General features: G+C 42.2%; 19 protein-coding genes. 14 read left to right on the top strand and 5 right to left on the bottom strand.

Translation table 11 applies throughout. The annotated features are described in order from the left end of the window. Window positions 1-10 precede the first annotated feature (10 nt). From E4S40_RS11035 to E4S40_RS11045, 3 genes are all read right to left on the bottom strand, one after another. Window positions 11-1,711: a sulfatase/phosphatase domain-containing protein gene (locus E4S40_RS11035; RefSeq protein WP_135073981.1), complete on the bottom strand. Its 1,701-nt coding sequence runs from the start codon at window positions 1,709-1,711 to the stop codon at window positions 11-13. A gap of 26 nt (window positions 1,712-1,737) precedes the next feature. Further along, a complete protein-coding gene (locus E4S40_RS11040; RefSeq protein WP_135073984.1) occupies window positions 1,738-3,426 on the bottom strand; it encodes a sulfatase family protein in 1,689 nt (562 codons plus the stop codon). A 134-nt stretch (window positions 3,427-3,560) separates the two neighbouring features. Then, window positions 3,561-5,987 (bottom strand): TonB-dependent receptor, encoded by a 2,427-nt coding sequence (locus E4S40_RS11045; protein WP_135073986.1) that lies wholly within the window; start codon window positions 5,985-5,987, stop codon window positions 3,561-3,563. A gap of 217 nt (window positions 5,988-6,204) precedes the next feature. Between E4S40_RS11045 and E4S40_RS11050 the strand changes: the two genes are divergently transcribed. From E4S40_RS11050 to E4S40_RS11075, 6 genes are all read left to right on the top strand, one after another. After that, a complete protein-coding gene (locus E4S40_RS11050; protein ID WP_135073988.1) occupies window positions 6,205-7,644 on the top strand; it encodes a sulfatase in 1,440 nt (479 codons plus the stop codon). Then, window positions 7,641-9,092: a sulfatase-like hydrolase/transferase gene (locus tag E4S40_RS11055; protein ID WP_135073990.1), complete on the top strand. Its 1,452-nt coding sequence runs from the start codon at window positions 7,641-7,643 to the stop codon at window positions 9,090-9,092. The genes E4S40_RS11050 and E4S40_RS11055 overlap by 4 nt, the downstream gene beginning before the upstream one ends. A gap of 29 nt (window positions 9,093-9,121) precedes the next feature. Further along, a complete protein-coding gene (locus tag E4S40_RS11060; protein WP_237563180.1) occupies window positions 9,122-10,282 on the top strand; it encodes a sialidase family protein in 1,161 nt (386 codons plus the stop codon). Between the two features lie 110 nt (window positions 10,283-10,392). Then, window positions 10,393-11,073 carry an alpha/beta hydrolase gene (locus E4S40_RS11065; protein WP_202615361.1) on the top strand — a complete coding sequence of 227 codons (681 nt, stop codon included), beginning with the start codon at window positions 10,393-10,395 and terminating at the stop codon, window positions 11,071-11,073. After that, window positions 11,066-11,716, top strand: coding sequence for a phosphoribosyltransferase (locus E4S40_RS11070; RefSeq protein ID WP_135073992.1), 651 nt, complete (start codon window positions 11,066-11,068; stop codon window positions 11,714-11,716). Before E4S40_RS11065 ends, E4S40_RS11070 begins: the two co-directional genes overlap by 8 nt. 49 nt (window positions 11,717-11,765) lie before the next feature. Then, the gene (locus E4S40_RS11075) at window positions 11,766-12,203 is read left to right on the top strand and encodes a hypothetical protein (RefSeq protein ID WP_135073994.1); all 438 of its coding nucleotides are present in this window, start codon (window positions 11,766-11,768) and stop codon (window positions 12,201-12,203) included. Window positions 12,204-12,209: 6 nt separating this feature from the next. Here the strand turns inward: E4S40_RS11075 and E4S40_RS11080 are convergent, their stop codons facing one another. Both E4S40_RS11080 and E4S40_RS11085 read right to left on the bottom strand, forming a co-directional pair. Beyond that, window positions 12,210-13,952: an adenosylcobalamin-dependent ribonucleoside-diphosphate reductase gene (locus E4S40_RS11080; protein ID WP_135073996.1), complete on the bottom strand. Its 1,743-nt coding sequence runs from the start codon at window positions 13,950-13,952 to the stop codon at window positions 12,210-12,212. A 189-nt stretch (window positions 13,953-14,141) separates the two neighbouring features. Next, on the bottom strand, window positions 14,142-16,274 hold the full coding sequence (locus E4S40_RS11085) for a glycoside hydrolase family 97 protein (RefSeq protein ID WP_135073998.1): 2,133 nt from the start codon (window positions 16,272-16,274) through the stop codon (window positions 14,142-14,144). A 106-nt stretch (window positions 16,275-16,380) separates the two neighbouring features. On the opposite strand from E4S40_RS11085, the gene E4S40_RS11090 reads away from it, so the two are divergent. From E4S40_RS11090 to E4S40_RS11125, 8 genes are all read left to right on the top strand, one after another. Continuing rightward, the gene (locus E4S40_RS11090; protein WP_135074000.1) at window positions 16,381-17,832 is read left to right on the top strand and encodes a PhoPQ-activated pathogenicity-related family protein; all 1,452 of its coding nucleotides are present in this window, start codon (window positions 16,381-16,383) and stop codon (window positions 17,830-17,832) included. A 69-nt stretch (window positions 17,833-17,901) separates the two neighbouring features. Next, the gene (locus tag E4S40_RS11095) at window positions 17,902-19,032 is read left to right on the top strand and encodes a glucuronyl esterase domain-containing protein (RefSeq protein WP_237563181.1); all 1,131 of its coding nucleotides are present in this window, start codon (window positions 17,902-17,904) and stop codon (window positions 19,030-19,032) included. A 154-nt stretch (window positions 19,033-19,186) separates the two neighbouring features. Then, window positions 19,187-20,653, top strand: a complete 1,467-nt coding sequence (locus E4S40_RS11100) for a Gfo/Idh/MocA family protein (RefSeq protein WP_135074481.1) — start codon at window positions 19,187-19,189, stop codon at window positions 20,651-20,653. Window positions 20,654-20,803: 150 nt separating this feature from the next. Next, on the top strand, window positions 20,804-21,841 hold the full coding sequence (locus E4S40_RS11105) for a zinc-dependent alcohol dehydrogenase family protein (RefSeq protein WP_135074004.1): 1,038 nt from the start codon (window positions 20,804-20,806) through the stop codon (window positions 21,839-21,841). An 18-nt stretch (window positions 21,842-21,859) separates the two neighbouring features. Beyond that, entirely contained in the window at window positions 21,860-22,051 is a 192-nt protein-coding gene (locus E4S40_RS11110; RefSeq protein WP_135074006.1) for a hypothetical protein, read from the top strand. A 72-nt stretch (window positions 22,052-22,123) separates the two neighbouring features. Beyond that, entirely contained in the window at window positions 22,124-22,630 is a 507-nt protein-coding gene (locus E4S40_RS11115) for a heme-binding domain-containing protein (RefSeq protein WP_135074008.1), read from the top strand. A gap of 137 nt (window positions 22,631-22,767) precedes the next feature. Beyond that, a complete protein-coding gene (locus tag E4S40_RS11120; RefSeq protein ID WP_135074010.1) occupies window positions 22,768-23,769 on the top strand; it encodes a Gfo/Idh/MocA family protein in 1,002 nt (333 codons plus the stop codon). A gap of 370 nt (window positions 23,770-24,139) precedes the next feature. Beyond that, entirely contained in the window at window positions 24,140-25,543 is a 1,404-nt protein-coding gene (locus tag E4S40_RS11125) for a DUF6600 domain-containing protein (RefSeq protein WP_135074012.1), read from the top strand. Window positions 25,544-25,664 lie beyond the last annotated feature (121 nt).

The raw sequence follows: 25,664 nt of genomic DNA on the forward strand, positions 1-25,664 counted from the left end.
AATAACTCGCTTAGTCTTCTAAGCGAGCCTCTATTTCTTTTCGCCTAGCTTTGATTTGCTCTACTCGCTCCTTATTGATCCCAAATACTTTTCCTTCTTCTGCATCTTCCAATAACTGGTCAATGTACTTCTGACTGAGCTCATTATTGTCTTTGTATTTGACACGGAGCTCTTCCAATCGCTTGTGCAAATCTTCCCGGATTTCAGCATAAGCAGGATCGTCATAGACATTTTTCAACTCCATCGGATCTTTTTTACGATCAATGAGTTCCCATTCATCCACTACATAGTAGTAATGGATCAATTTGTACTCATCCGTCACGATCGCATAGTGGCGATTGACCATATGCTCGGCAGGGTACTCATAGTAGTGATAATAAACAGCATCACGGGTCCACTCCTCTTCATTTCCAGTAAGAATCGGGATCATGCTCTCTCCTTGCATATCATTAGGAGCAGGAATTCCCGCAGCATCCAAAAATGTCTGAGCAAAATCTAGGTTTTGTACCAAAGCATCTGAACGGCTACCTGCTTCCACCCTTCCAGGCCAAGCCACTAAAAGCGGGGTTTTGAAGGATTCATCATAAACAAATCGCTTGTCGAACCAACCATGCTCTCCTAAATAAAAGCCTTGATCGGAGGTATAAACGATGATGGTATTTTCCATCATATCATTGGCTTCCAAATAATCCAATAGGCGACCGACATTTTCATCCACTGACTTAATTGTACCGAGGTAATCCTGCATGTATCGCTGATATTTCCAACGCATCAAATCTTCCTCGGTCATGCTCGGATATTTTACTTTTAGCTCTTCTGCAATTTTGCCATATACCCGTTCAAAACTTTCCCTTTGCTCAGGAGTAAAGCGCTCAAAGGAATAATTAAACCGAGGCTTATCATACCCTATTTCCTCCAAGCCAATTTCATCCATCACCTCCGGAGAAATCTTATGATCTCCAGCCCAACTCATGTGATGAAGAATACTCATTTCAGCTTCTGCTGCTGGAGAAGTTCTTCCCGAATAATCATCAAACAATGTCGCTGGCTCAGGGAATGTTTTGTTGGTAAATTCCTCCAAGTGCCGCTCTGCCATCAACCAAGATCGATGAGGGGCTTTATGTAGATAAAATAGCAAAAAGGGATCTTCTTTCTTTCGCTCATTTTGGAGCCAGTCAATGGTCATATCCGTGATGATATCCGTCACATATCCCTCCACTTTAATATTCCCTTCATTTTTGGTGATAAAATCCGGATTGTAATAGGCTCCTTGACCAGGTAAGATCTTAAATTGATCAAAGCCTTTTGGATTATTTCCAAAATGCAACTTTCCAAACATCGCCGTCTGATAACCTGCATCCTGAAAAAGTTGAGGAAAGGTCACATTGGTCGTATCAAAAGGAAAATGGTTATCGATTTTTCCATTGAGGTGACTGTGCTTTCCTGTTAAAATGGTGGCTCGACTAGGCGCACAGATGGAATTGGTTACTGATGCTTGAGTGAACAACATTCCCATTTTAGCAATCCGATCAATATTTGGAGTTTCAATCAAATGATCACTGTAGGCCGAAATAGCCTGATAAGCGTGATCGTCCGACATGATGAAAATGATATTGGGTCGTTCTTGAGAAGTTTTTTGCTCCTCTGATTGGCAGGAAGTCAATAGTCCTACTCCCAGTAAAATTCCTAAGACAACATGCGAGTTTTTCATAAGTCTAATTTGATCTTCCGAGCTTCTTACTGCTCGGTGCTGAGTTTTCTGTCCTTAAATATTTTATCAAGCAATTCCTTGTTTTTACCCCCTGCGTAGGAATTGTTCTTTTGAAGATAATCCAAATACTCTTGTAAGTATCGTTGAGAAATCTGGGAGTTGTCTCCATACTTTTCTCTTAAGCCGTCCAATTTTTGATGCAGCTCTTCTTTAATCTCGGCATAAGCGGGATCATCGTAGACATTTTTCAACTCCATGGGATCATTAATTCGATCAATCAGCTCCCACTCATCGGTATCAAAATAATAATGGGTCAGCTTATACTCCTTGGTAACGATCGCATAGTGGCGCTTGACCATATGGACTGATGGATACTCGTAATAATGATAATATACTGCGTCCCGTGTCCACTCTCCTTCTCCGGTCAGGAGTGGCAACAAACTCTCACCTTGCATATCAGACGGTGCCTCAATTCCCGCAGCAGCTAAAAAGGTCTGCGCAAAATCCAGATTTTGAACCATCTCATCAGTTTTGCTTCCTGCATCTACTTTACCAGGCCAAGCCACCAAAAGTGGGGTTTTGAAGCTTTCATCGTACACAAATCGCTTATCAAACCAACCGTGCTCACCTAGATAGAAACCCTGATCAGAAGTGTAAACAATGATGGTGTTTTCCATCAAGTCATTCGCTTCTAGATAATCCAAAACGCGTCCTACATTTTCATCTACTGCCTTGATGGTACCGAGGTAATCCTGCATGTATCGCTGGTATCGCCACCTCATTTTATCTTCTTCACTCATATTTGGATAGGCCTTCTTGAAGTCTTCAATCACCTTATTATAAGCCTCATCCCAAACCGCTCGCTGTTCCGGGTTCATCCTGCCAACTTCCCCTTCAAAGGCAGCCTTATCCCAACCTGAAGTGGGTTCTAAGCCTAGTTCATCCATCGCTTCGGGAGTAATTTTTGAGTCCCCTGCCCAGTGCATGTCTTTGAGCAAATTCATCTCCGCTTCTTTGGCAGCACGGCCTCGGCCAGAATAATCATCAAAAAGAGTAGCTGGCTCAGGAAATGTTCGCTGAGTAAACTCGGCCACATGTCTACCGGCAGGAAGCCATTCCCGATGCGGGGCTTTATGCAGATAAAAAAGCAAGAAGGGATCTTCTGCTTTTCGCTCATTCTGTAGCCAGTCCAAGGTCATATCCGTGATGATATCCGTGACATAACCCTCTACTTGAATTCTCCCTTCATTTTTGGTGATAAACTCAGGATTGTAATATTTCCCCTGACCTGGAAGAATTTTAAACTGGTCAAAGCCTTTGGGATTATTCCCGAAGTGTAGCTTACCAAACATGGCCGTTTGATATCCAGCCTCTTGGAAAAGTTGGGGAAAGGTGACATTGGTTGTATCAAAGGGAAAATGATTGTCAACCTTTCCATTGATGTGTGAGTGCTTTCCTGTCAAAATCGTTGCTCTACTTGGCGCACAGATAGAATTGGTGACCGTAGCATTGGTGAAAAGCATCCCCATTTTAGCAATCCGATCAATATTGGGAGTCTCGATCAAGTGATCACTATAAGCTGATATCGCTTGATAGGCATGATCATCAGACATGATGAAAATAATATTGGGACGCTCAGAAGTTTTTTTTTGCTGACAGGAAAAAGCAAAAAGCAATACGATCATGCTTCCAAAAAGGGCTGAGATTGATTTCATAAAGCTGGGGTTTGCATTAAATGTAAAAAACTTAAACTCAGGAATAAACCCTTTCGGAGAATTTCCACAAAATGCCAAACAAAAAAGCCATCCTGAAAATCAGAATGGCTTTACCTTTTATCCACTTTTTTGCCTTAGAATTTCAAACCGAAGGTGAGATAGAAAGTCCTTCCATCGGCAGGCATAATTCCCGGCCCAGGATATCCTCCCGCTCTTCTTGTGAAATAACGCTCATCGGTCAGATTGTTAATCCCCGCTTTGATAGAGTGCTGCTTCCAAATATTCCAAGAAGCAGATAAATCCTGAACTTGATAAGCTGGAATCAACCCAACAGTTGAGGCTGCATTAGGAGTTACAGTGTTGGATGCATCGGAAAATGCTTCCCCAATATCACTCAATTGCCAAGTCATGGAAAACTTACCTAAACTGTAAGTCGCACCAAATCGATTGATCTTTCTAGGTGCATTTTCTACTTGATTTCCTTCCAAGTTTCTTACCACCAACTCCCCATCACTTACAGAAGTGATTTCGAAATCACCATAAGTCGCATCAATGAATGCAAGAGAAGCGAATAGGTGTAGGTATCCGAATCGGGAACTTTCAAAAATGGCAGTAATCGGATCAAATTCTACATATCCTTCAAATCCCTGACTGATAGAATTCCCCAAATTGGTACGGAACTGATAGATACTTCCATCCTCTCTTGCCTGAGCAATAGTACCAATTCGGTCTTGGTAATTGAGTCGAAAGTATCCGATATCAAACTTCAAGGAAGGAAACACCGACCCTCTGAATCCAAAATCAAAATTATACCCTTTTGAATCCTGTAAATTCTGATCGATTACATCTGTAGTAGCCGGAGGTGTCAAATCAGAAATTAAGACAGGGCGATAAGCTTGGGAGAAATTCGTGTAGAATTCAGCGCTTTTTCCCACATGGTACTCAGCTCCCAAACCTAACAAAACAAAGCTTCTTGATCGGGAAACAGGCTCCAAAAACTGTGGTGTTCCGTTAACTACGTTGAATTGGCCTTGATTTTCAGAAAGAATATTTTCTACACGAAGACCGGCAGTAAATAGCAGTTTTTCATTGAAGCGGAAAACATTCTCTGCAAAAGCTGCCCAGTTTCTATTAGTATAATCTAACTTTCTACTGAAGTCTCCTTCTGCCACGGAAAAGTCCATATCAGAACCTGTAGTTCCTACCCCACGCTGATTTCGATCAATGTTTCCATTGAAATATCGAAGTCCTGTCATCAAGGTCTGTTCCTGACCAAACAACTCATAGGATGAGCTAAGGCGGATTTCTGAACCGTATGTCGTGTAATAGTCTCGATCCACTTGACGATTTCCTAGATCATCTTCCTGATTGATCGGACGCATGAAGCCTACACTATTTCGCTCTGCGAAAGTTCCAAAGACTTTCCAACTCAACTTGGTGTTTTGGGAAACCAAATACTCCGCAGACAAAGCCGGAATAAACCAAGGTGTATTGAACCAGTTTCGGCTACGTGAACTTTGCTGAGAATCCTGCTCAAACTGTGCATCAGTCAAACCTCCTGGCTGCTGGGTTTCGGTGGTCATGTAGGTCATTTCATACCCAAGCTTCAATCTGTTGCTTGCCGCATAATTGACCTCTAAATGCGCGTGATCAGTATTGAAGAAACCGTTTTCTCTCCAGCCATCACCTCTTCTTTTTTGGTAATAAGCCGTATAATTCCATTTCCCCTCTGTTCCTCCGATATAATTAAAGGAGCTAAAAAGCCCATTACTTCCTACCGTATTGATAGACTCTGCTGTAAATCGAGTAGACTTATCCGGCTTTCTCAGCACAAAGTTCATCAATCCGCCAAACTGCGGTCCATATTGCAAGGAAGATGCTCCTCGGATGATTTCGATTTGCTCTACCACTTCCAAAGGCGGCGTGAAATAGGCTTCTGGATAGCCCATTGGATCTGGGGTAATATCATATCCGTTCATTCGGACATTGAACTCCCAAGATCTATTTGGGCTCAAACCTCTGGAAGCCACCCCCAATTGAATACCTGAACCATCATTTTCCCAAATGGAAATTCCTGGCGTTCTTCCGAAAACCTGACGGCTATTATTCATCGCCAAATTGGCATCAATCTCAGCGATTCGAATCACCTCATTCTTTTTCCCAGCATTAATCTGGAAATCAGACACTTCAGGAAGTCTCCCCTGGCCCAAAATCCCACGACTGGCTGAAATACTGAATTCTGAAAGCAAGTACTCATCTTCTTTCAAAAGAATATCCAGCTCCTTAGTCTCGCCTTCCTCAATTGAAAACTCTTGAGACCAATTCTGAAACCCTACCAGACTCACGATCAATTGATAGGTCCCTTTTGGGAAATCTTTCAATTCATAATCCCCATCCAAGTCAGACTGAACTCCTCGAACAGTGCCTTCTAGCAACACAGACGCACCCTGAACAGGATTACCATTTTCGTCAGAAATCTTTCCTTTCAGAATATTCTTTTGTGCAAAACCTTCCACCGAAAACAATAAAGTGCAAATCAGGAAACTATAAATAAATCTCATTCTTTATATTTATTTGGATTGATTTTAAATAATGACGTAAACTTAAATCTCGAATCAATACCAGACAATCTTTATTTGGAAAAAATCTAAATAAAATTAAACGGAGAATTATAACCAGTTAAAAATCAATACAATAGATTTTTAAATTACTTGTCTGCCTCTTTCAGAACATGGAAAGAGAAAAATCCTTTATCTTAATCTTCCGAATTTCCAGCCCATGAAGAACCTGCTTTTCTACAGTTTTCTCCTACTTTCCTATCTTTCTTTTGCTCAAAACAAGCAACCTAACATCTTGCTGATCGTCGCGGACGACCTGAATCAAACGGCCATAGGTGCGTATGGAAACAAGCTGGTTTCAACTCCAAACATTGATCGTCTTGCTTCAGAAAGCATGCTTTTTCAAAATGCCTATTCCCAATATCCCGTCTGTGGTCCCTCAAGAGCTTCTTTCCTTTTTGGTTACTATCCTTCTGCCACCGAGACTTATGGCTATACCAGTGGGAGAGAAAATGTAGGATCAGACCGTGCATCTCTCCCGGAGTTTTTTAAACAAAATGGCTATTACACGGCACGGGTAAGTAAAATATTCCACATGGGCGTGCCTATTGATATCGAAACAGGAAGTGATGGCCAAGACGATGCAGCATCCTGGGTAGAGCGATTCAATTCTCCCGGACCTGAATGGCAATCAGAAGGATTAGCCGAATTGGTTCAAAATAACCCTGACGGAAAAATCGAGCGAAAAGGTGGCAACGTCATGACGATTGTTCAAGCTGAGGGAGGAGATCTAAGCCAATCCGATGGAAAAACGGCTAAAAAAGCAATCGAACTTATAAAAAAACAAAATAAAGAACAGCCTTTTTTCTTAGCTGTAGGTTTGGTTAGACCCCATGTTCCATTTGTTGCTCCAAAAGAATATTTTACTTCTTACCCTTGGCAAAGCATAGTTCCACCACCTGTAATCGAAGGAGATTGGGACGATATTCCGAAAAAAGGAATCAACTATGTAACTACCCAAAATGCAGAAATGAACTATATCCACAAGCAGAAAGCCATAGCAGGCTATTATGCCTCAGTTTCTTTTATGGATGCTCAAGTGGGAGAAATTATAGATGCTTTAAAGCAAGCCGGATTGGCAGAAAATACCATTATCATCTTCACCTCTGATCATGGTTTCCATTTGGGTGAGCATGACTTTTGGATGAAAGTTTCCCTAAAGGAAGAATCTGTTCGAGTACCTTTTATCATTAAAGCCCCAGGGTATAGTTCAGGAAAAAGTGAATCTTTTGTGGAGCTAGTGGACTTGTACCCTACTCTTTTGGATTTGACGAATTTCGAAATCCCCAAAAGATTACAAGGAAAAAGCCTTAAATCCCTTCTTCAAAATCCTGATCAAGAAGTCAGATCCTTTACTTTCTCTGTCACTCAAGGAGGTTCAACTTACCTGATCCGATCAAAACGATGGGCTTATATCCAATATGGTAAAAATGCAGAGGAAGGAATGGAGCTTTTTGATATGGAGCAAGATCCCGGTCAATATCAAAATCTTGCCTTTGATGAATATTTCCAATCCCAAGTGGAAGAAATGAAGGCCCTTTTGAATCAGAAAATCAAAGAAGTCCAGACTAACGATCTGGGAAAAACATACACCCCATGAAAAAACTCATTCCAATTCTTATCCTTTTCCTCAGTTGGGCTTGTAGCGAAAAAACAGAAACTCAAAAACCCAATGTGCTATTTCTTTTTGCAGATGATCAACGAGCAGAAACCCTTGGGATAGCTGGTAATCCTTATATCCAGACCCCAACTCTTGATCAATTGGCCCGAGAAGGGACTCGCTTTACCAATGCCTATGTGATGGGTGGAAATCATGGAGCCATTTGCATGGCTAGCCGTGCGATGCTCTTCAGTGGAAAAAACCTATTTAAGGTGTATGATCGATTAAATGGTGTCCAAACCATGACTATGGATTTTGCCAATGCAGGTTATACCACTTTTGGAACAGGAAAATGGCATAATGAGAAGGAGGCATTTGAGGCTAGTTTCCAACAAGCAAACAATGTGTACTTGGGAGGAATGGCAAATCATTACGAAGTAGACTTGCGGAATTATGGTGCAGATGGCAAGTTGGGAGAGCCAACCAAAAAGGGCTATTCCACCGAAATTTTCGCTGAATCCGCTATTGACTTTATTCAATCACAAAAGGATAGCAGCGATCCCTTTTTCTGCTATGTTGCCTTCACTGTCCCTCATGACCCATATTCCCCTGAGGCAAATTATATTAACTATTACCCCGATGGCTCGCTTCCCTTGCCGGGAAATTACATGCCATACCATCCCTTTGAATTTGATCATTTGACAGTTCGGGATGAAAATCTCACCGGTTGGCCTAGGAGACCTGAGGTAATTCAAATGATTTTATCGGATTACTATGCATTAATTACCCATTTAGACACTCAGGTAGCTAGAATTTTGGATGCGCTTCGCGAAAGCGGAAAATTGGAAAACACGATTATCGTCTATGCTGCAGATAATGGTTTGGCAGTCGGAAGTCATGGGCTTTTGGGGAAACAAAGTCTTTACGAGCACAGCATGAAGGTCCCCTTAATCATCAAAGGACCGGGGATTCCTTCTAATCAGGAATTAGATGCTTTTGCCTATATCCATGATTTGTATCCTACTCTGGCAGAATTAGCTGGTTTACCTCCAAGAGAAGATGTGGATGGAAAAAGCCTTGTTCCCGTGATTCATGGAGAAAAAGAGTCTGTTCGAGATGCGCTATTTACTGCCTACAGACATACTATCCGAGCTGTAAGAACCGACAAATGGAAACTTATCAGATATCCTGAACGGGATCACACCCAATTATTTGATTTGGAACATGATCCTTTGGAACTCAATAACCTAGCAGAAAACCCTATCTTCTCTTCCGAAAAAAATCGATTAATTTCTTTGCTTCAGGAAAGCCAAAAGGCTGTTGGAGATACCGTTTCCTTTACCGCTGCTGTAATCAAACCCATGGCTTACTATCCCGACACACTCAAACGGAAGCCGGACCAATGGCAACCTGAATACACCCTTAAGCGCTATTTCGAAGAAAAATAAGGTCAATCAATAAACCCAAAACAGACCTAGTGAAAAACCTGATTTCATTCTTTATCATTCTTCTTCTTTCCCAAGGAATCAAAGCCCAGGAAACTTTGGTCTTCGAGGCAGGCAAAGAAGGACATGCCATCTATAGAATTCCCGCCATCATCTCTCTGCCCAATGGCGAACTCTTGGCTTTTGCAGAAGGACGAGTCAACGGCAGTGATGATTTTGGTGATGTCAATTTGGTGATGAAACGAAGCTTGGATGGAGGCTATACTTGGTCCCCTTTGCAAACCTTGATTGATTATGACAGCCTTCAGGCCGGAAATCCAGCTCCAGTAGTCGACCGATTAAACCCAAATTATCCAGAAGGGGTAATTTTCCTGTTTTACAACACAGGGAATAATCATGAATATGATGTACGAATGAATAGAGGGGTTCGGGAAGTTTGGATGATCAAGTCCTTTGATTTGGGAAGAACTTGGACCGAACCGGAAAATATCACCCAACAGGTACACAAACCCAACAACCCAGATTTCAATCCTTTTTACAAAAACCCGGAAGACTGGCGCCACTATGCAAATACGCCCGGCCATGCATTCCAATTTCAAAGCGGTCCTCATAAGGGTAGAATATTTGTTGCAGCGAATCATTCCACCGGAAATCCTAAAGAAGATTGGTCAGACTATCAGGCTCATGGATTTTTCACCGATGATGGCGGAAAAAGTTTTGGGATTTCAGAATCTGTAGAAATCCCAGGAAGTAATGAATCCATTGCAGCTGAACTCTCTAATGGACGAATGATTATGAGTATTCGAAATCAAAAAGGAGATATTCGTCAGCGCATTCTGGCCTATTCTTCCGATGGGGGAAAATCATGGGTTGAAGCCTATTTTGAAGAGGAACTGCCTGACCCTGTTTGCCAAGGATCAATTTTAGATATTGGGGAAAAAGAGGGAAAAACCATTCTAGCCCACTCTAATGCAGCCGACCCTCTGGAACGCAACTACCTAACCATCAAAATCAGCTATGATGAGGGTAAAACCTGGGATCATATCATTCCAATAGACTTTAGTACCGACCCGAAAAAACTACCTTGGACGGCCTATTCTGACCTAGTGAAATTAGATGACAACACTTTAGGGATACTTTATGAAAGAGATAAGTATCGGCAAATTATATTTAAAAACATCAAATGGAGATGAGTCAGATTTTTTGAAAATAAAAAGACTCCAGTATTCCATTTGCTGATGAATATCATAGGATTTCATCTTTAAAAGAATTTCCTTCCATAGTGAATAAAACCTGAAAAGCTATGAAGGAGATCTTAAAAATCAGGTTGGCGGATGTAATGGTGGAAGGGGAACTGGCTATTCCCGACCAACCCAAAGCCTTGGTGCTATTCGCCCATGGAAGTGGAAGTGGCAGGTTTAGTCCCCGCAATAATTTTATTGCTCAATTTTTTAATAAGAATGAGATAGCCACCTTTCTCCTTGATTTATCTACTCCCCTTGAAAAAGAGAAAGGAGAGTTCAATATTTCTCGCTTTGCAGACCGACTTGTTGAACTAACAAAATCACTTCTTGCAAAGCCTTCGCTAAGCAAATTGCCTGTATTTTTCTTTGGAGGAAGTACAGGAGCGGCAATTGCAGTCACCGCTGCAACAAAATTAAAACCTCTAATCTATGGAATCATTTCGCGGGGAGGCAGGCTGGATTATGCCGTGGATTATATCCCGGAAGTAAGCTGCCCCATGTTATGGATTGTGGGCAGTTTGGATCAGGAAGTTCTACGTCTCAACAAAGCTTGTTACAAGCACTTTCCTGAAGGAAATGATTTAAAAATCCTCTCGGGAGCAGGCCACCTTTTTGAAGAACCGGGAAAACTCGAACAAGTGGCGGAAGAATCAAAAGATTGGATATTCAAGGTGCTCCAGGGAAGAGCGAATGCGGATAGAAATAAGAAAGTGTTTTCTAAATCTCAGGGGGATGTTTAAGGACCGAAAAGATGCCGGACTAAAGCTAGGAGAAGCATTGCTTTCCTATCAAAAAGACAATCCAATTGTCATAGGTATTCCACGAGGAGGTATCGAAACGGCATTCTATGTAGCCCAAAAACTGCATGCAGAAATGGTCCCCATTATTTCCAGAAAACTGGGTCATCCCCAACAGCCTGAATTTGCCATGGGCGCTATTGCTGAGGATGGGAGTTATTACCTATCTCCTTGGGCAAAATCAGAAATAAGTGCAGATGATTTAGAATTTGTAAAAAACAAAGAAAAAGAAGAAATCAAGAGAAGGGTACAATTACTAAGGCATGGTAAACCTATTCCAAACCTTAAAGATCGAACCGTGATCGTAGTTGATGATGGAATTGCGACTGGTTCGACGCTTTTTGCTACCCTAAAACTTTGCCAAAATCAACATCCCAAAAAGTTGATTGTAGCCGCTCCCATTTCGGGAATAGATGCTGCAAAACAACTTGTAAAAATGGCTGATAAAGTCTTGATTTTAGAGATCCCGGAAGACTTCCGGGCGGTGTCTCAGGGATACGAACGTTTTTCAAATCTCAATGATGAGGAAACGTTGGAATTCATGAGGAAATATGAACAAGAATATGGATCCCACTATTTAGGATGAAAATCCACTACGGGACCAATATGTGTAACAATTAAAAAACTAAAAAGCCATGGAAACCCTAATGCCCCATAAAGCATGCATGTGGTTGGACCAGAGTCATGCAATATTAATTGGTTACTTACCAGACCATCCCTTCGTGGTGGAAGAAATCGAATCCCCTATAGAAAACCAGGTAAGGTTTGAAGGAGAAACAAGTGATAAGACCCGATTTATGAATTCCCAAGGTGGTCCTTCCAACAATGAAAACAAGAAAAACAATCAGGAGCGGGACCAACTGAACAAATATTTCAAGGAACTCGAGGGGAAAGTATTGGGACTTGAGGAATTATTATTGATAGGACCTGGAATCACAAAAGCACAGTTCTTCAAGCAAATTCGAGATAACAAAAAGTTTATCGAGATGAAAATTTTGATGAAGGACGCTGATAAAATGACTTACAATCAGCTTTTGGAAATGGTCAAAGGTCACTTTGCCATTAATAATTAGATAGGCTCAGCAAGGAAAGCTTTTATCCTTAAAAGTTTTGAGACCGGGATAAAGCATTTGTTCCCTTCCTGAATCTGTTCGAAAAACAGTTAAACCCTTTACCCCTTCTTTCCAAGCTTGAAGATATATTTCCCCGATATCTTCAGGTTTGGTAGAGGCGGGCAAATTGATGGTTTTTGAAACCGCATTATCGGTAAACTTCTGAAAGGCCACCTGATGCTTTAGATGCCAAATGGGGTCGATTTCTGTTGCGGTTTGTAGAATAGCTTTATCCTTTTCACTCAATTCATGACTATCAGCACAAGTCCCATCTTCGGCGATTTTTTGTTTTAATTCTTCTGAGAGCAACCCTTTTTCTTGGAGAAAATTTAATACTTGAGGCTGAATAGTCTGTAAAGTTTCTTCCCCTAAAACATTTCTCCTTTCAAAAGCCAAAGCAAATAATGGTTCAATGGAGGAAGAAGTATTTGCAATCAAGGAGATGGTTCCTGTAGGAGCAATACTAGTCAAAGTAGCATTCCGGATAGGGGTATGAGGGGCAAACACACTTTCTTCCCAATTAGGAAAACTGCCTCTTTTCTTAGCCAACTCCTGTGAAGCGAGGTGACTTTTTTCATTTATAAAACGCATCAATTCCTCTCCTAAATCCACCGCTTCTTGACTTCCATATGGAATCCCCAGTTGAATTAAAAAGTCAGCCCATCCCATCACACCCAAACCGATTTTTCGATTTGAAAGCGTGGCTTTTTTAATTTTTGAATTGGGGAAATGATTGACCTCAATCACATTGTCCAAAAAGCGAACTGCCATGGGAATTATTTCGCCTATCCTTTCCCAATCGGGTATCGACTTCCCTTTTGCCGACTTGATGAAATGGGTAAGGTTTATCGATCCCAAATTACAGGACTCATAAGGAAGCAGCGGAACTTCCCCGCAGGGATTGGTGGCCTGAATTTCACCTTGGTTTGGAGTAGGATTTTTTGAATTGATAGTATCCAAAAAGATGACACCGGGATTTCCTGACTCCCAAGCTCCAAAGATCAGCTCCTCCCAAATTGCCTTGGGAGAAACCTTATTCAAAACTTTCTGGGTGCGGGGATTAATAAGACTCCAGGGTTTATCAGTTTCAAGGTGCTTCATAAACTGATCCGTAATCCCTACTGATAAGTTGAAGTGTCTGACCCGATTTTCCTTTGATCCTAAGCGCATAAACTCAAAAATATCGGGATGATCAACGTTCATAATCCCCATGTTCGCTCCTAAGCGTTTTCCTCCTTGCTTGACATGGTCGCTGGAAAAATTAAAGAGCTCCAAAAAGGAAACCGGACCGGAGGATGTACCTCCATGCTTACTAACTCTATCCCCTTTAGGCCTGAGCTTTGAAAAATTAAAGCCAGTCCCTCCACCCTTTTGCTGTACCAAGGCTGCCATCTTCAAGGTGTCGAAAATTCCGCTTAAACTATCTCGAACAGGCAAAACAAAACAGGCACTCAATTGCCCATATCCGGTTCCGGCATTCATCAGTGTCGTTGAATTGGGTAGAAAATCCAATTCTGACATCATTCTAAAAAATTGTCCTTCCCAATAGTCTGCGTCTTTCTGCTTCCCCCACTTTAATTCAGCACTTGCTACTTTTTTAGCAACTCGAAGAAACATCTCTTCCGGTGTCTCAATGACCTTTCCGGAATGATCCTGGACCAAGTATCGCTCTTCCAAAACCCGAATCGAATTTTCGCTAAGCTGCTTCATGTGAATTGAGATGCAATACTGGAATTTACCCAATTACTGCGGCTTTTCCTTTTTTGGGAAAGAAAAAGAGGCTATCTCAATTTTTAATTTGTTGTCAGACTGAGCGGAGTCGAAGTCTATTTTAATTGGAGAAGATATTTCGACTTTGCTAATGAAATGGAATGCGTTTAGGGTACAGCCCCTACTAGATTATTTCAATTTCTTAACCCCTTTGAGTTCTTCCTTACTCACCTCCCGAATTCGGATAGCATAACCACCACCCGGAGCGGAATATTGCTTCAAAACTGATTTTGAATCCACTGAAACCTTTCGAATCTCAAAGGCTTGGGGATTGGATTTATAATGGGCATCCATTTGATCTGCATAGATTTCAGCTAGGTAAGTTTTGCCTTCATCCAAAAAATCAAATTTGACCTCCCCTGTTCTGCCCTCGAATCCATTCACATTCCCCACAAACCATTCTCCTGTACCCTTTGCCTTTCTGGCGATGGTCAAATAATAGCCGGGTTCAGCTTCCAAATACAGACTATTTTCCCAATCCAAAGCCACATCCTTGATAAACTGAAAAGCATCTGGGAATCGCATGTAATTTTCTGGGTAATCCGCAGCCATCTGAAGTGGGGAATACATCGTCACATACAAAGCCAATTGATTAGCCAGCGTACTATTCACATGTGAGCCGTTAAATACATCCATTTCAAAAATCCCTGGTGTATAGTCCATCGGTCCACCAATTTGGCGGGTGAATGGGAGAATGGTCACATGATTTGCATTGCTACCTCCAAAGGCCTGATATTCGGTTCCTCGCGCTGATTCATTGGCAATGAGATTTGGCCAGGTGCGAGCCACTCCTGTAGGTCGAACTGCCTCGTGGGCATTAACCATGATTTGGTACTCGGCAGCTTTTTCTATCGCATACTGATAATGATTCACCAGCCATTGACTGTAGTGATATTCTCCACGAGGGATGATGTCTCCAACATAGCCACTTTTTACAGCTGGATAGCCATACTTTTTCATTAACTGATAAGCATCATCCAAGTGGCGCTCATAATTCCGAACAGAAGAAGAAGTCTCATGATGCATAATCATTTGGACTCCCTTTTCTTTAGCATAGGTAGCAATCCCTTCCAAATCAAAATCCGGATAAGGAGTCAGAAAATCAAAAACATAATCTTTGGAGTTACCAAACCAGTCTTCCCAACCAATATTCCAACCTTCAACCAACACTCCGTCAAAACCATGTTCAGCCGCGAAATCAATATACTTTTTCACATTTTCCGTGGTAGCACCGTGTTTGCCATTAGGTTTGACTTTGGAAAAATCAGTCACTCCTAATTTGACTGCCTTGAGTTCATCAGTATAAGACCAGGTACTCTGTCCAGTGATCATTTCCCACCAAACACCGACATATTTCATCGGTTTGATCCATGAAGTATCTTCGATTTTTGAAGGCTCATTGAGGTTGTAGGTAATTCGAGAGGCCAAAATTTCTCGAGCATCATCGCTTACGATCACCGATCGCCAAGGAGATTGCGCTGGGGTTACCAAATATCCCTTATCACCTTGGGAGTCCGGTGTCAAATGACTCACAAAAACCATCCGCTCATCATCCAATTCCAAATGCATGGCTGGATAATCAATCAAAGCTGCCTCGTGGATATTAATGTATAAGCCAGATTCGGATTTCATCATCAAGGCAGTTTGTACACCCGTTTCGGAAAAAGGAGTTTGTGAAGCATTCGGTGTGATGGCAGTTTCCATCAATCCTCGGATTTCTGAAAGTTTGGATTCTATGTAATCGTATTCCTGTGTATCGTAATCTCCAGGAATCCAAAATGCGGTATGATCTCCACTCATCGCAAAATGAGTAAGTTCTTCAGTGATTACGAAGTGCCCCATATTTTCCTGAACAGGAAACTCATATCGAAAACCTAATCCCGAATCAAATAAGCGAAAGCGAATATCCATTTTCCGCTTACTTCCCAAATGCTCCAAATGAACCAACAATTCTTGATGATGATCGCGAATCAAGCTTTCCTCTCCCCATACCGGTTGCCAGGTTTCATCATGAGATGATTCCTCCGAGTCCACAACCCGAAAACCTTGAATTAAATCGAGGGTGTCATTTTTCAAATCAAAACCCAAACGACTAGACTGAATAACAGTTTGATTTTTATAGGATAGCTGATAGGTTGGGGTTCCGCTCGCATCAAGTCCAAAAGCGAGTTTTAATTCCCCATTCGGAGAACGGATTTCCTGAGCAGAAACAATCCCAAACCAACCTATAAAAAGGATTAAAAGTCTAATTTTCAATTGCATGGTGTAAATATTTTTCAAATTCCTTGAAGCTTTTGGGCAGCAATCTTGCCGTCCGAAATTAAAATTATTAGTTTTTACAAAATAATTACACCAACCAGCCCTAACCATGAAACAATCCAACCCGAGAATTAACCTTCTACTTGCATTAGTTTGGCTTATCGCGTCCTTCGCTTGCCAAACTCAAACCTCTGACAAAACCAGTGAATCGGCCATTGAATCAAAGTCTGAGAATTTATTGAGGGAATATGTACAATCCCCTTCACCCGATTTTAGCTATGAGATTGTTCATTCCGTTTCAGGAGAAAATTCAGATTTCCATGTCTTGAAAATGTATTCCCAGCGATGGCTTGCAGATAGTATTGTCGATGAGACCTTGTGGTGGCATTGGGTTTCAGTAATTATCCCAAAAAATAGCCCTCACGATACAGGAATGATGTGGATAGGTGGAGGAAGCCGAGGTACTGAAATGCCTCAAAGCCCCTCTCCTCTTCTGGAAGCTGCAGCGGCTCAAACCAACTCCATCGTTGCGGAAATTCACAATGTCCCATTTCAGCCTTTGACATTTGCCAATGATCCTTTTGGGGAACGCTATGAGGATGCCATCATTGCTTATGGCTGGCGAAAATTCATGGAAGGTGGTGCAAAGGATGAGGATGCTATTTGGTTAGCTAGATTCCCGATGACCAAAGCTGTCAAACTTGCCATGGATGCCGTACAGGAAGTGGCCAAAGAAAATTACAATAAGGATTTGAAAAACTTTTTTGTGGCGGGAGCTTCCAAGCGAGGTTGGACTACTTGGACGACTGCTGCTGCCGATGATCGGGTTATTGCAATGGCTCCAGTCGTGATTGACTTATTAAATATTGAACCTTCCTTTATGCATCATTGGAGAAATTATGGTTTTTGGGCCCCAGCAGTTACGGATTATGTTCGGGAAGGAGTGATGAATTGGATGGGCACGCCTGAATTTGATCGCATGCTCGAACTCACCGAACCTTACTCTTTTGTAGAAGAACTGGAAATCCCAAAACTCTTAATCAATGCCGCAGGAGATCAATTTTTTCAGCCAGATAGCTGGGAATTTTACTGGAATGATCTTAAGGGAGAAAAGCATATCCAATATGTACCAAATTTTGGACATGACTTGAGTGAATCCGATGCCTTACCCAACCTAATTTCTTTTTACAACTCCATTCTAGAAAATTCAAGCAGACCAGACTATAGCTGGACTGTGGAAGGAAATAAAATCCATGTAAAAGTAGACCCTGAAAAGATGCCTATTTCCGTCAAACTCTGGTCGGCTTACAACCCACTTGCCAGAGATTTCCGGGTGGATGAATTTGGACCCAACTGGGTAGCTGAAGAAATCCCTATGCCTGCAAGTGGAGAACTGGAGGTAGTCATGCAGGAACCTGATGAAGGATTTCGAGGATACTTTGTGGAACTGACATTTGCTGGGGAAACGCCACTCAAGGTAACCTCCGGGATTGAAGTCCTCCCTACCGACTATCCTTATGAGCCTTTTGAACCATCGAGAGCCGAAGCAGCCAGTAACTAAACCTTTTTAAAGATGCAGGCTCTTTGGAAATTTCTAGCACTCGGTATTTTAATTATATTCACTAAAACCATGGCTCAATCTCAAGTTAACTATGACGAAAGTAAGGTTCCTGCCCTTCATCTGCCTTCACTTTTTATTAGCGAAAAAGGAGAGGTTATCGATTCTCGTGAGAAATGGGAGGCTATTCGAAAACCCGAGATTTTTAGGCTATTTCAAACAGAGGTGTATGGTCAAATCCCTAAAGATTTTGACGAGATAAGTTTTGAAGTCACCAAAAGGTCTAATCATCAATTTGATTTGATCGCTAACCTTGAGGAGGTTGATATTAAAATCCGGCGCGGTGAGAAAACGCACGTCATGAGACTAAATGTTTTTTTACCCAAAGAAATGGAAGAGCCTGCCCCTATAATTTTGCTAATAAACCATAGACAAAAGGCAGAAGATGGTTCCTTGGCGGAAGAGGGCTATTGGCCTGTCGCCGAATTGATCCAAAAGGGATTTGCTACAGCTTCATTTCATGCAGAGACAGTGGCACCAGATGACATCCAAAGGTTCTCCGGTGGCATTTTGACTAACCTTTATCCTGAGCAGCTGGATAAGAAAGATGGACTAAAAGCCCTCGGTGCATGGGGATGGGGAGCTATGAGAGCAATGGATTATTTTGAGCAGCATGAGGCAATCAATGCAAAAAAATCCGTTTTGGTAGGACATTCCAGGTCTGGAAAATCTGCCCTTTGGACATCTGCCAATGATCCACGCTGGGCGATCACCTATGCTAATGAGTCAGGCTGCGGTGGAGCAGCTCTTTCAAAAAGAAAATTTGGAGAAACCGTTGAGATCATTAATAATGCTTTTCCGCATTGGTTTGCAGAAAATTTCAAAAAATACAATGGTGCCGAAGAATCACTTCCCCTAGATCAGCACATGCTTCCAGCTTTGATTGCTCCAAGGGCCGTCTATTTTGCAAGTTCAAAGGACGATCAATGGGCCGATCCCAAAGGTGAATATCTTAGTCTTCAAATAGGAAGCCAGGTTTTTTCAAGGATTTATGACCAAGAAAGTCCATTTAAGCTTTCATTTGAAGAACTCAAAGGTCCGGTCCACTCCAAAACTCTAGGATACCATATCAGGGAAGGAGAACATGGTCTTACTTGGGGGGACTGGAGTATTTTCTTGGAATTTGTTGAACAAGTATGGTAGCCAACCCTAAATAGACTAGATAATTTTTATCATTTCGAAATGAAATAAAGGGATTCTCATAAACTATTTAAATTATAAAGTTTCAGAAATTAAGAAGGAGGAATTATCTTAAGAATTCAATCAAAATGACTCTTAAACCCTAATAACATCAATGATGAAAAAACCCGAAAATCCCAATTCTGGACAGTCCAGAAGAGAATTTATAAAAAATGCAGCCATTGCTTCATCTTTTTTTATCGTGCCAAGGAATGTTCTTGGCGGTGTAGGCTTCACAGCTCCATCTGATCAACTTGTGCTTGCAGCGATAGGTGCAGGTGGAAAAGGGGCCAGTGATATTGAACTTGCATCAGTAGGCGGAAGAGAACGAGTGGTCGCTCTTTGTGATGTGGACTTCTCAGGTTCTGCCAAACAATCGGTAGAGCGATTCCCTACAGCAAAGCTTTATGCAGACTACCGGGAAATGTTGGATAAGGAAAAAGATATTGATGCAGTGACTATTTCCACTCCGGACCATGTCCATGGACCTGCCGCCAAATACGCCATGGAGCGAGGCAAACATGTCTATGTACAAAAACCAATGACACATAATATTCGAGAAGCAAGAATGCTTACCGAAATGGCCCGAACCCAAAAAGTAGTTACCCAAATGGGAAATCAGGGCGGGTCAAATCCTTTGCTGAAATTGGTGCAACAGTGGATTGATGAGGATAGAATCGGTGCTGTATCCAAAGTACAAATCTGGACCAATCGTCCTGTTTGGCCTCAAGGAGGAGCTTTTCCAAAGGCCGATCCAAGTTCCAAACCGGATGCTTTGGAATGGGACCTTTGGTTAGGGCCTGCGCCTGAAATCCCATTTACACCAAACCTCCATCCATTCAACTGGAGAGGATGGTGGGATTATGGAACAGGAGCCTTGGGAGATGTAGGTTGTCACTTAATTGATATTCCTTTCAGAACATTAGGACTTCATTATCCAAAAGATGCAGAATGTAGCGTAGGCTCTGTATTCAGTCAGATGTGGACTCCAGATTATCATCCGGAAGGTTGTCCAGCATCTTCTTTCATAACCCTGCATTTTGATGCAACCAGCAAGAGCAAATCCCCAATTGAAATGACTTGGATGGATGGAGGAATTCGTCCAGCGCACCCGGATATTATCCCTGCAAATGACGACATAGGAGGAGCCAATTCTGCAAATGGGGTTTTAATCATCGGAGAAAAGGGAATCATTTCCACCAACATCAATGACTCTTCGCCTTTGATGCCAAAGCTGTATTTGAACGACGGTACAAAAGAAGAAGGCCCACAAAGCGAAGAAGGATTCGAGCGGGAATATGGCCATCAGCGACTTTGGGTGGAAGCATGTAAGGCTGGGTTCAATTCACCAGAGCACCAAGGACTCACTTCATCCTTCGATTACGCAGGCCCAATGACCGAGACTGTGTTGATGGGTAACTTGGCGATCAGAAGCTACATGCTCCGAAGAGAAAATGCTCAGGGACGCCAAGAATTCTTTGCACGGAAAAAACTCCTTTGGGATGGTGAAAACATGCGAATCACCAACTTGGAAGAAGCCAATCAGTTTGTTGGAAGACAATACCGACAAGGCTTTGAAGTGTAATCCAGAGGTGGCAGTTTTCAGTGAGTAGTAGGCAAACTATTTATCTTGAAAGCTTCCAGTGCATACAACTCAATTAGTTGGACCGTGGGTGGAAACGCTCACGGTTCTTTTGTGTTTTTTTGAGAGATTTAAAATTTAAAACTTCAACCGATGAAAGCCCTTCTTGTCGAATCCTTCCAGAGTGTCCCAAAAATCACTCAAGTTACCGACCCTATCGCACCCGAAGACGGAGTAGTTTTAAAAGTTAAGGCCACAGGCTTATGTCGAAGTGATTGGCATGGTTGGATGGGGCATGATTCTGATATCAAATTACCACATGTTCCGGGACATGAATTTGCCGGAGAAATCGTAGAGGTCGGAAAGGAAGTAAAAAACTGGAAAATCGGAGAGCGAGTGACCGTTCCTTTTGTTTGTGCCTGTGGCATTTGCCCAACCTGTCAAAGTGGAAATCAGCAAATATGTGACAATCAATTTCAGCCCGGATTTACACATTGGGGCTCTTTTGCTGAATATGTAGCTGTTTATCGAGCAGACACCAATCTGGTTGCGCTGCCTGATTCAGTTAGTTTTGAGTCAGCTGCAAGTTTGGGATGCCGCTTTGCCACTTCCTTTAGAGCCATCGTTGCTCAAGGTCAGGTAAAAGGAGGGGAATGGGTGGCTATTCACGGTTGTGGCGGAGTCGGCCTTTCTGCCATTATGATTGCCTCAGCATTAGGGGCAAAAGTGATTGCGGTTGATATTTCTGAAGTAAAACTAAACCTAGCCCAAGTTGCCGGAGCATCCATCCTACTCAATGGAAAATTGGGAGATATTGCTTCTCAAATCCAAGAACTAACGAAAGGCGGAGTTCATGTATCTGTAGATGCGCTTGGAAGTCGAATTACCTGTGCAAATTCCATTTTAAGTTTGCGAAAACGAGGCAAACATATCCAAGTTGGCTTAATGGCTGGTACCGAAGAAAATCCTCCTATTCCTATGCATTTGGTAATCGCAAAAGAACTGGAAATTCTAGGAAGTCATGGAATGCAAGCTTATGCCTATGATGACTTGATGCGAATGATTTTGCAGGGTAAATTGAATCCTGAAAAACTTATTGGTAAAAGGATAAGCTTAGATGATGCTGTAGATGAACTTCCTCGAATGGATGAATTTCGGGATTCAGGCATGTCCATGATCAATCGATTTTAAACTAGGGTATCAAAAATTATGAGCTCGAAAAAGCGTTGGTTTATTCAATCAGTATCCGGATTGCTTTTGACCGGAACGGGTCTATCTATGTGCATAGACGCAGGACTAAACAAACTATCTGGAGATCCTTGGTTTTGGTACGGGACAGCTGGATTAGTTGTTTTTCAAGCAGGCCTAAGTTTAGTGATTGATGGAGTAAGATTTCGATGAAGGGATTAATCCTTTGCTCAAAAAAATTGTCTAACTAGCAGATAAAATCCAACCCAGCAAACCTTTAAAACTATGTTGAAAAAAATCACTATCGGGATTGTTTTGATTTTGGTAGCTATCCAATTCATCCCTGCCGAAAAAAACGAGTCCAATGATCAGACTTTTGATATCAGCAAAAGCTATGACCTCCCGGACCAAGTAGCCACCATTATGAAAGGTGCCTGCAATGATTGCCATACCAATTTGACCCGCTATCCTTGGTATTCGAATATCCAACCGGTAAAATACTTTCTGGCAGATCATGTTCAAGAAGGAAAACAACATTTGAATTTTTCAGAATTTACCAAGCTTCCCCTTGCTGTCCAGAACCACAAACTGGAAGAAGTCATCGAAACGGTAGAAAGCAAGGAAATGCCTTTGGAGTCTTATACCTATTTCGGATTGCATCCGGAAGCTGATCTTACTGACGAGGAGCGGGAGGTTTTAATCAACTGGGCAAAGGAACAAATGGCCTATTTAGCCGCCACCTATCCTGCGGATAGTTTGGTCATGAAGCGAAGAACTCCATCAAGTCAATAAAAAACGACAAAATGGCCCAAATCTACCGGGTCATTTTTATTTTGTATCCATGAAATCGAGCATGAAGCGAGCGATACACAGAGAGATGATTATGATTGCGAGCTTCCATGTGACCTTTGAAAAACAATTATAAACACATGAAAAAAACAAAGGAAGATGAAGTCCGCTGGGGAATCATCGGGGTTGGTGACGTATGCGAAGTCAAATCTGCCCCTGCTATGAATTTGGTTCCTCATAGTCGCTTGGTAGCTGTCATGCGTAGAAATGAGGAAAAGGTGAAGGACTACGCCAAAAGACATGGAGTCCCCAAGTGGTATACAGATGCAAAGTCCTTGATAGAAGATCCAGAAGTAAACGCTATTTACATAGCCACACCTCCTTACATGCACCTTCCCTATACAGAAATGGCGGCAAATGCCGGAAAACCCGTGTACGTTGAAAAACCTATGGCCAGAACATTCTCAGAATGCGAAGCCATGATCAAAGTATGTGAAGAAGCGGGCGTCCCCCTGTTTGTGGCTTACTATCGAAGAGCACTTCCTCATTTTGTCAAAATTAAAGAGCTTTTAAATCGGGGAGAAATAGGTATAATAAGGACCGTTCATATTCAAATGCAGCAAGAAGCTGAACCTGAAATCATTGCCAAGTTGGAGAACAACTGGCGAGTCATTCCTGAGATAGCAGGAGGAGGATATTTTTATGATTTGGCATCCCATCAATTAGACTTGCTTCAGTTCTTTTTTGGAAAAATCACCCATGCTTCTGGTTTTGCTACCAATCAAGCCAGATTATATCCGGCTGAAGATATGGTGGTAGGAAGCTATGCATTTGAAAACGGAGTCATGGGAAGCGGAAACTGGTGCTTTACCAGTGCCAAAGAAACCCAAATTGATCAAATCACTATTGATGGCAGCAAAGGTCAGATTCAATTTGAGACCTTTGGCAAAGGAGAGTTTACACTTCTCCGAGATGGAGAGGAACCAAAACATTTTCACCTTGAATTACCCAAGCATATCCAACAGCCTTTGATTCAAAAAATTGTGGATGATTTATTGGGTAAAGACAAGTCACCTAGTACCGGTCACAGCGCTTCTTGGACCAATTGGGCTTTGGAAGAAATCACCAAAGGGAAGGTTTAGAAAAAATTTTAAGAAAAAATTAAGAAAAAGGAAATGACCGCAAAAACGGTCTTTTCCGTATAGTTTTTAGACGAAGGAAAGATCCCTTCCTGAATTTTTTTAAATTCATTAAATTTGATTATTTAATTTTTTTAATAAAGTTAATTTAAAAATGAATTTATTTTTGATTTATCAAAATTCATAAGCGAACCTTTATTAATTTTTTTACGAATAAAAATCTAAAATCAGATCGATTTTCATAAAGATTGGAAATTTGGCTTGATTTTAGTTTTAGTATGCATGCATCCTTTTTTAGAATAATTGCATCTAAGAAACGGAAGCAGCCACTAAACCTGCCCCGATTTATTTGTCCAACTAAACCAACGAAACCATGAAAACCAAACTTATCTCTCGATGGACAGCTGCACTCATGTTGGGAATTTTTTCCCTGAGTCTACTATCCTTATCCTCCGCAAAAGCAGCCGACTACAATGGGGTATCCTTTCAGGTATTCTATGATGAATTAATGCCATATGGAGATTGGGTAAAAGATGCCCGATATGGATTTATCTGGTTACCTGCTGTGGGTCCTGACTTCCATCCTTATGCAAGCAATGGCCATTGGGCTATGACCGAATTCGGAAACACCTGGGTTTCTTATTATGATTGGGGCTGGGCTCCTTTCCACTACGGCCGCTGGTATTACGATGACTTCTACCAAAGCTGGGCATGGATTCCTGGTTATGATTGGGGTCCTGCTTGGGTGAGTTGGAGAACAGGCGGTGGCTACTATGGTTGGGCACCTTTGGGACCTAGGATTTCGATCAGTGTCCGAGTAGGCATCCCTAGCTTTCATTGGGTATTTCTCCCTCAGCGTAGAATCTACGATCTCTACGCTTGGAGGTACTATGCTCCTCACCGTACTAAAATCAAGATCATCAATAGAACTACCGTGATCAACAATACCGTGGTCTATAACAACAACACTTATGTGGCAGGTCCTAGCAGCCGAGAAATCCGTAGAGTTACTGGAAGAAACGTCCCTGTCTATAGACTAGAGAATAGTGCAAGACCTGGCCGTGTGGCAGTTTCCAATAACCGGGTAAGTATGTATCGACCTGATTTACAATCCAGTCGAAGCAGAACTGCAGAAGCTAGACCTTCAAGAGTGCTTGAATCCAACGAAGCAAGAAGCAGAAGATCTGTGACTGCCACAAGTCCTAGCAGAAGCCGTACGATGGAGAGCTCTCCGAGAGTAAGAACTGAATCAAATTCCAGCTCACGGACTCAGGCTGCCTCACCTAGTCGAAGCTCAAGCAGAAGTGTACAGCCTGGTAGATCAAGCTCTCCAAGCAAAAACTTCGAGACTAGACCCTACGAAGCTCCGAGGCAGGATAGTCGCTCTACCCGAGTTCAATCCAGCCCAAGCAGCCGGGAAAGTTCGGTAAGACCAGACAATTCCACTAGAAGCCGAAGCGGGTCCTCTAGCAGGGTACAACCTTCTACCCGTAGCTCTTCGGTAACCAAGGCTCCGGCGCCAAGTAGACAGCGAAATGTGCAAGCCACTCCTCAGCGTTCGAGCAGTCGAGTACAGGCCCCTAGCAGTAGAAATACCCGGGTAGAGGCTCCAAAAAGAAGCAGCAGCAGAACCCAAACTCCTACTCGAAGTAGTTCGCGGGTACAATCCTCGAGTAAAGGCAGTTCCAAAGTAGCTACTCCGAGCAGAAGCAGCTCTAGCAGAAAAGCCCCAACTCGATCCAGCAGTAGCTCAAGGGGAAATTCAAGAAATAACTAAGTAATAAACGCTGTAAAAGCCACCTCGAAAATTGAGATGGCTTTTTTATTTGAACTCTTATGTAATTTTTTGATCTACTGAAGTTTCGGCTCAATTTCCTAACTTAAAGCCAAAACCACCA

Origin of the sequence: Algoriphagus kandeliae, from assembly GCF_004571135.1 — a bacterium.
Lineage (GTDB): Bacteria > Bacteroidota > Bacteroidia > Cytophagales > Cyclobacteriaceae > Algoriphagus > Algoriphagus kandeliae.

Coding starts and splice junctions, on each gene's coding strand:
- E4S40_RS11040 (WP_135073984.1), bottom strand. CDS start 3,426: ATGAAATCAATCTCAGCCCTTTTTGGAAGCATGATCGTATTGCTTTTT.
- E4S40_RS11110 (WP_135074006.1), top strand. CDS start 21,860: ATGAGCTCGAAAAAGCGTTGGTTTATTCAATCAGTATCCGGATTGCTT.
- E4S40_RS11095 (WP_237563181.1), top strand. CDS start 17,902: ATGGCTCAATCTCAAGTTAACTATGACGAAAGTAAGGTTCCTGCCCTT.
- E4S40_RS11035 (WP_135073981.1), bottom strand. CDS start 1,711: ATGAAAAACTCGCATGTTGTCTTAGGAATTTTACTGGGAGTAGGACTA.
- E4S40_RS11125 (WP_135074012.1), top strand. CDS start 24,140: ATGAAAACCAAACTTATCTCTCGATGGACAGCTGCACTCATGTTGGGA.
- E4S40_RS11045 (WP_135073986.1), bottom strand. CDS start 5,987: ATGAGATTTATTTATAGTTTCCTGATTTGCACTTTATTGTTTTCGGTG.
- E4S40_RS11105 (WP_135074004.1), top strand. CDS start 20,804: ATGAAAGCCCTTCTTGTCGAATCCTTCCAGAGTGTCCCAAAAATCACT.
- E4S40_RS11075 (WP_135073994.1), top strand. CDS start 11,766: ATGGAAACCCTAATGCCCCATAAAGCATGCATGTGGTTGGACCAGAGT.
- E4S40_RS11070 (WP_135073992.1), top strand. CDS start 11,066: ATGTTTAAGGACCGAAAAGATGCCGGACTAAAGCTAGGAGAAGCATTG.
- E4S40_RS11055 (WP_135073990.1), top strand. CDS start 7,641: ATGAAAAAACTCATTCCAATTCTTATCCTTTTCCTCAGTTGGGCTTGT.
- E4S40_RS11120 (WP_135074010.1), top strand. CDS start 22,768: ATGAAAAAAACAAAGGAAGATGAAGTCCGCTGGGGAATCATCGGGGTT.
- E4S40_RS11090 (WP_135074000.1), top strand. CDS start 16,381: ATGAAACAATCCAACCCGAGAATTAACCTTCTACTTGCATTAGTTTGG.
- E4S40_RS11085 (WP_135073998.1), bottom strand. CDS start 16,274: ATGCAATTGAAAATTAGACTTTTAATCCTTTTTATAGGTTGGTTTGGG.
- E4S40_RS11115 (WP_135074008.1), top strand. CDS start 22,124: ATGTTGAAAAAAATCACTATCGGGATTGTTTTGATTTTGGTAGCTATC.
- E4S40_RS11080 (WP_135073996.1), bottom strand. CDS start 13,952: ATGAAGCAGCTTAGCGAAAATTCGATTCGGGTTTTGGAAGAGCGATAC.
- E4S40_RS11050 (WP_135073988.1), top strand. CDS start 6,205: ATGAAGAACCTGCTTTTCTACAGTTTTCTCCTACTTTCCTATCTTTCT.
- E4S40_RS11065 (WP_202615361.1), top strand. CDS start 10,393: ATGAAGGAGATCTTAAAAATCAGGTTGGCGGATGTAATGGTGGAAGGG.
- E4S40_RS11100 (WP_135074481.1), top strand. CDS start 19,187: ATGAAAAAACCCGAAAATCCCAATTCTGGACAGTCCAGAAGAGAATTT.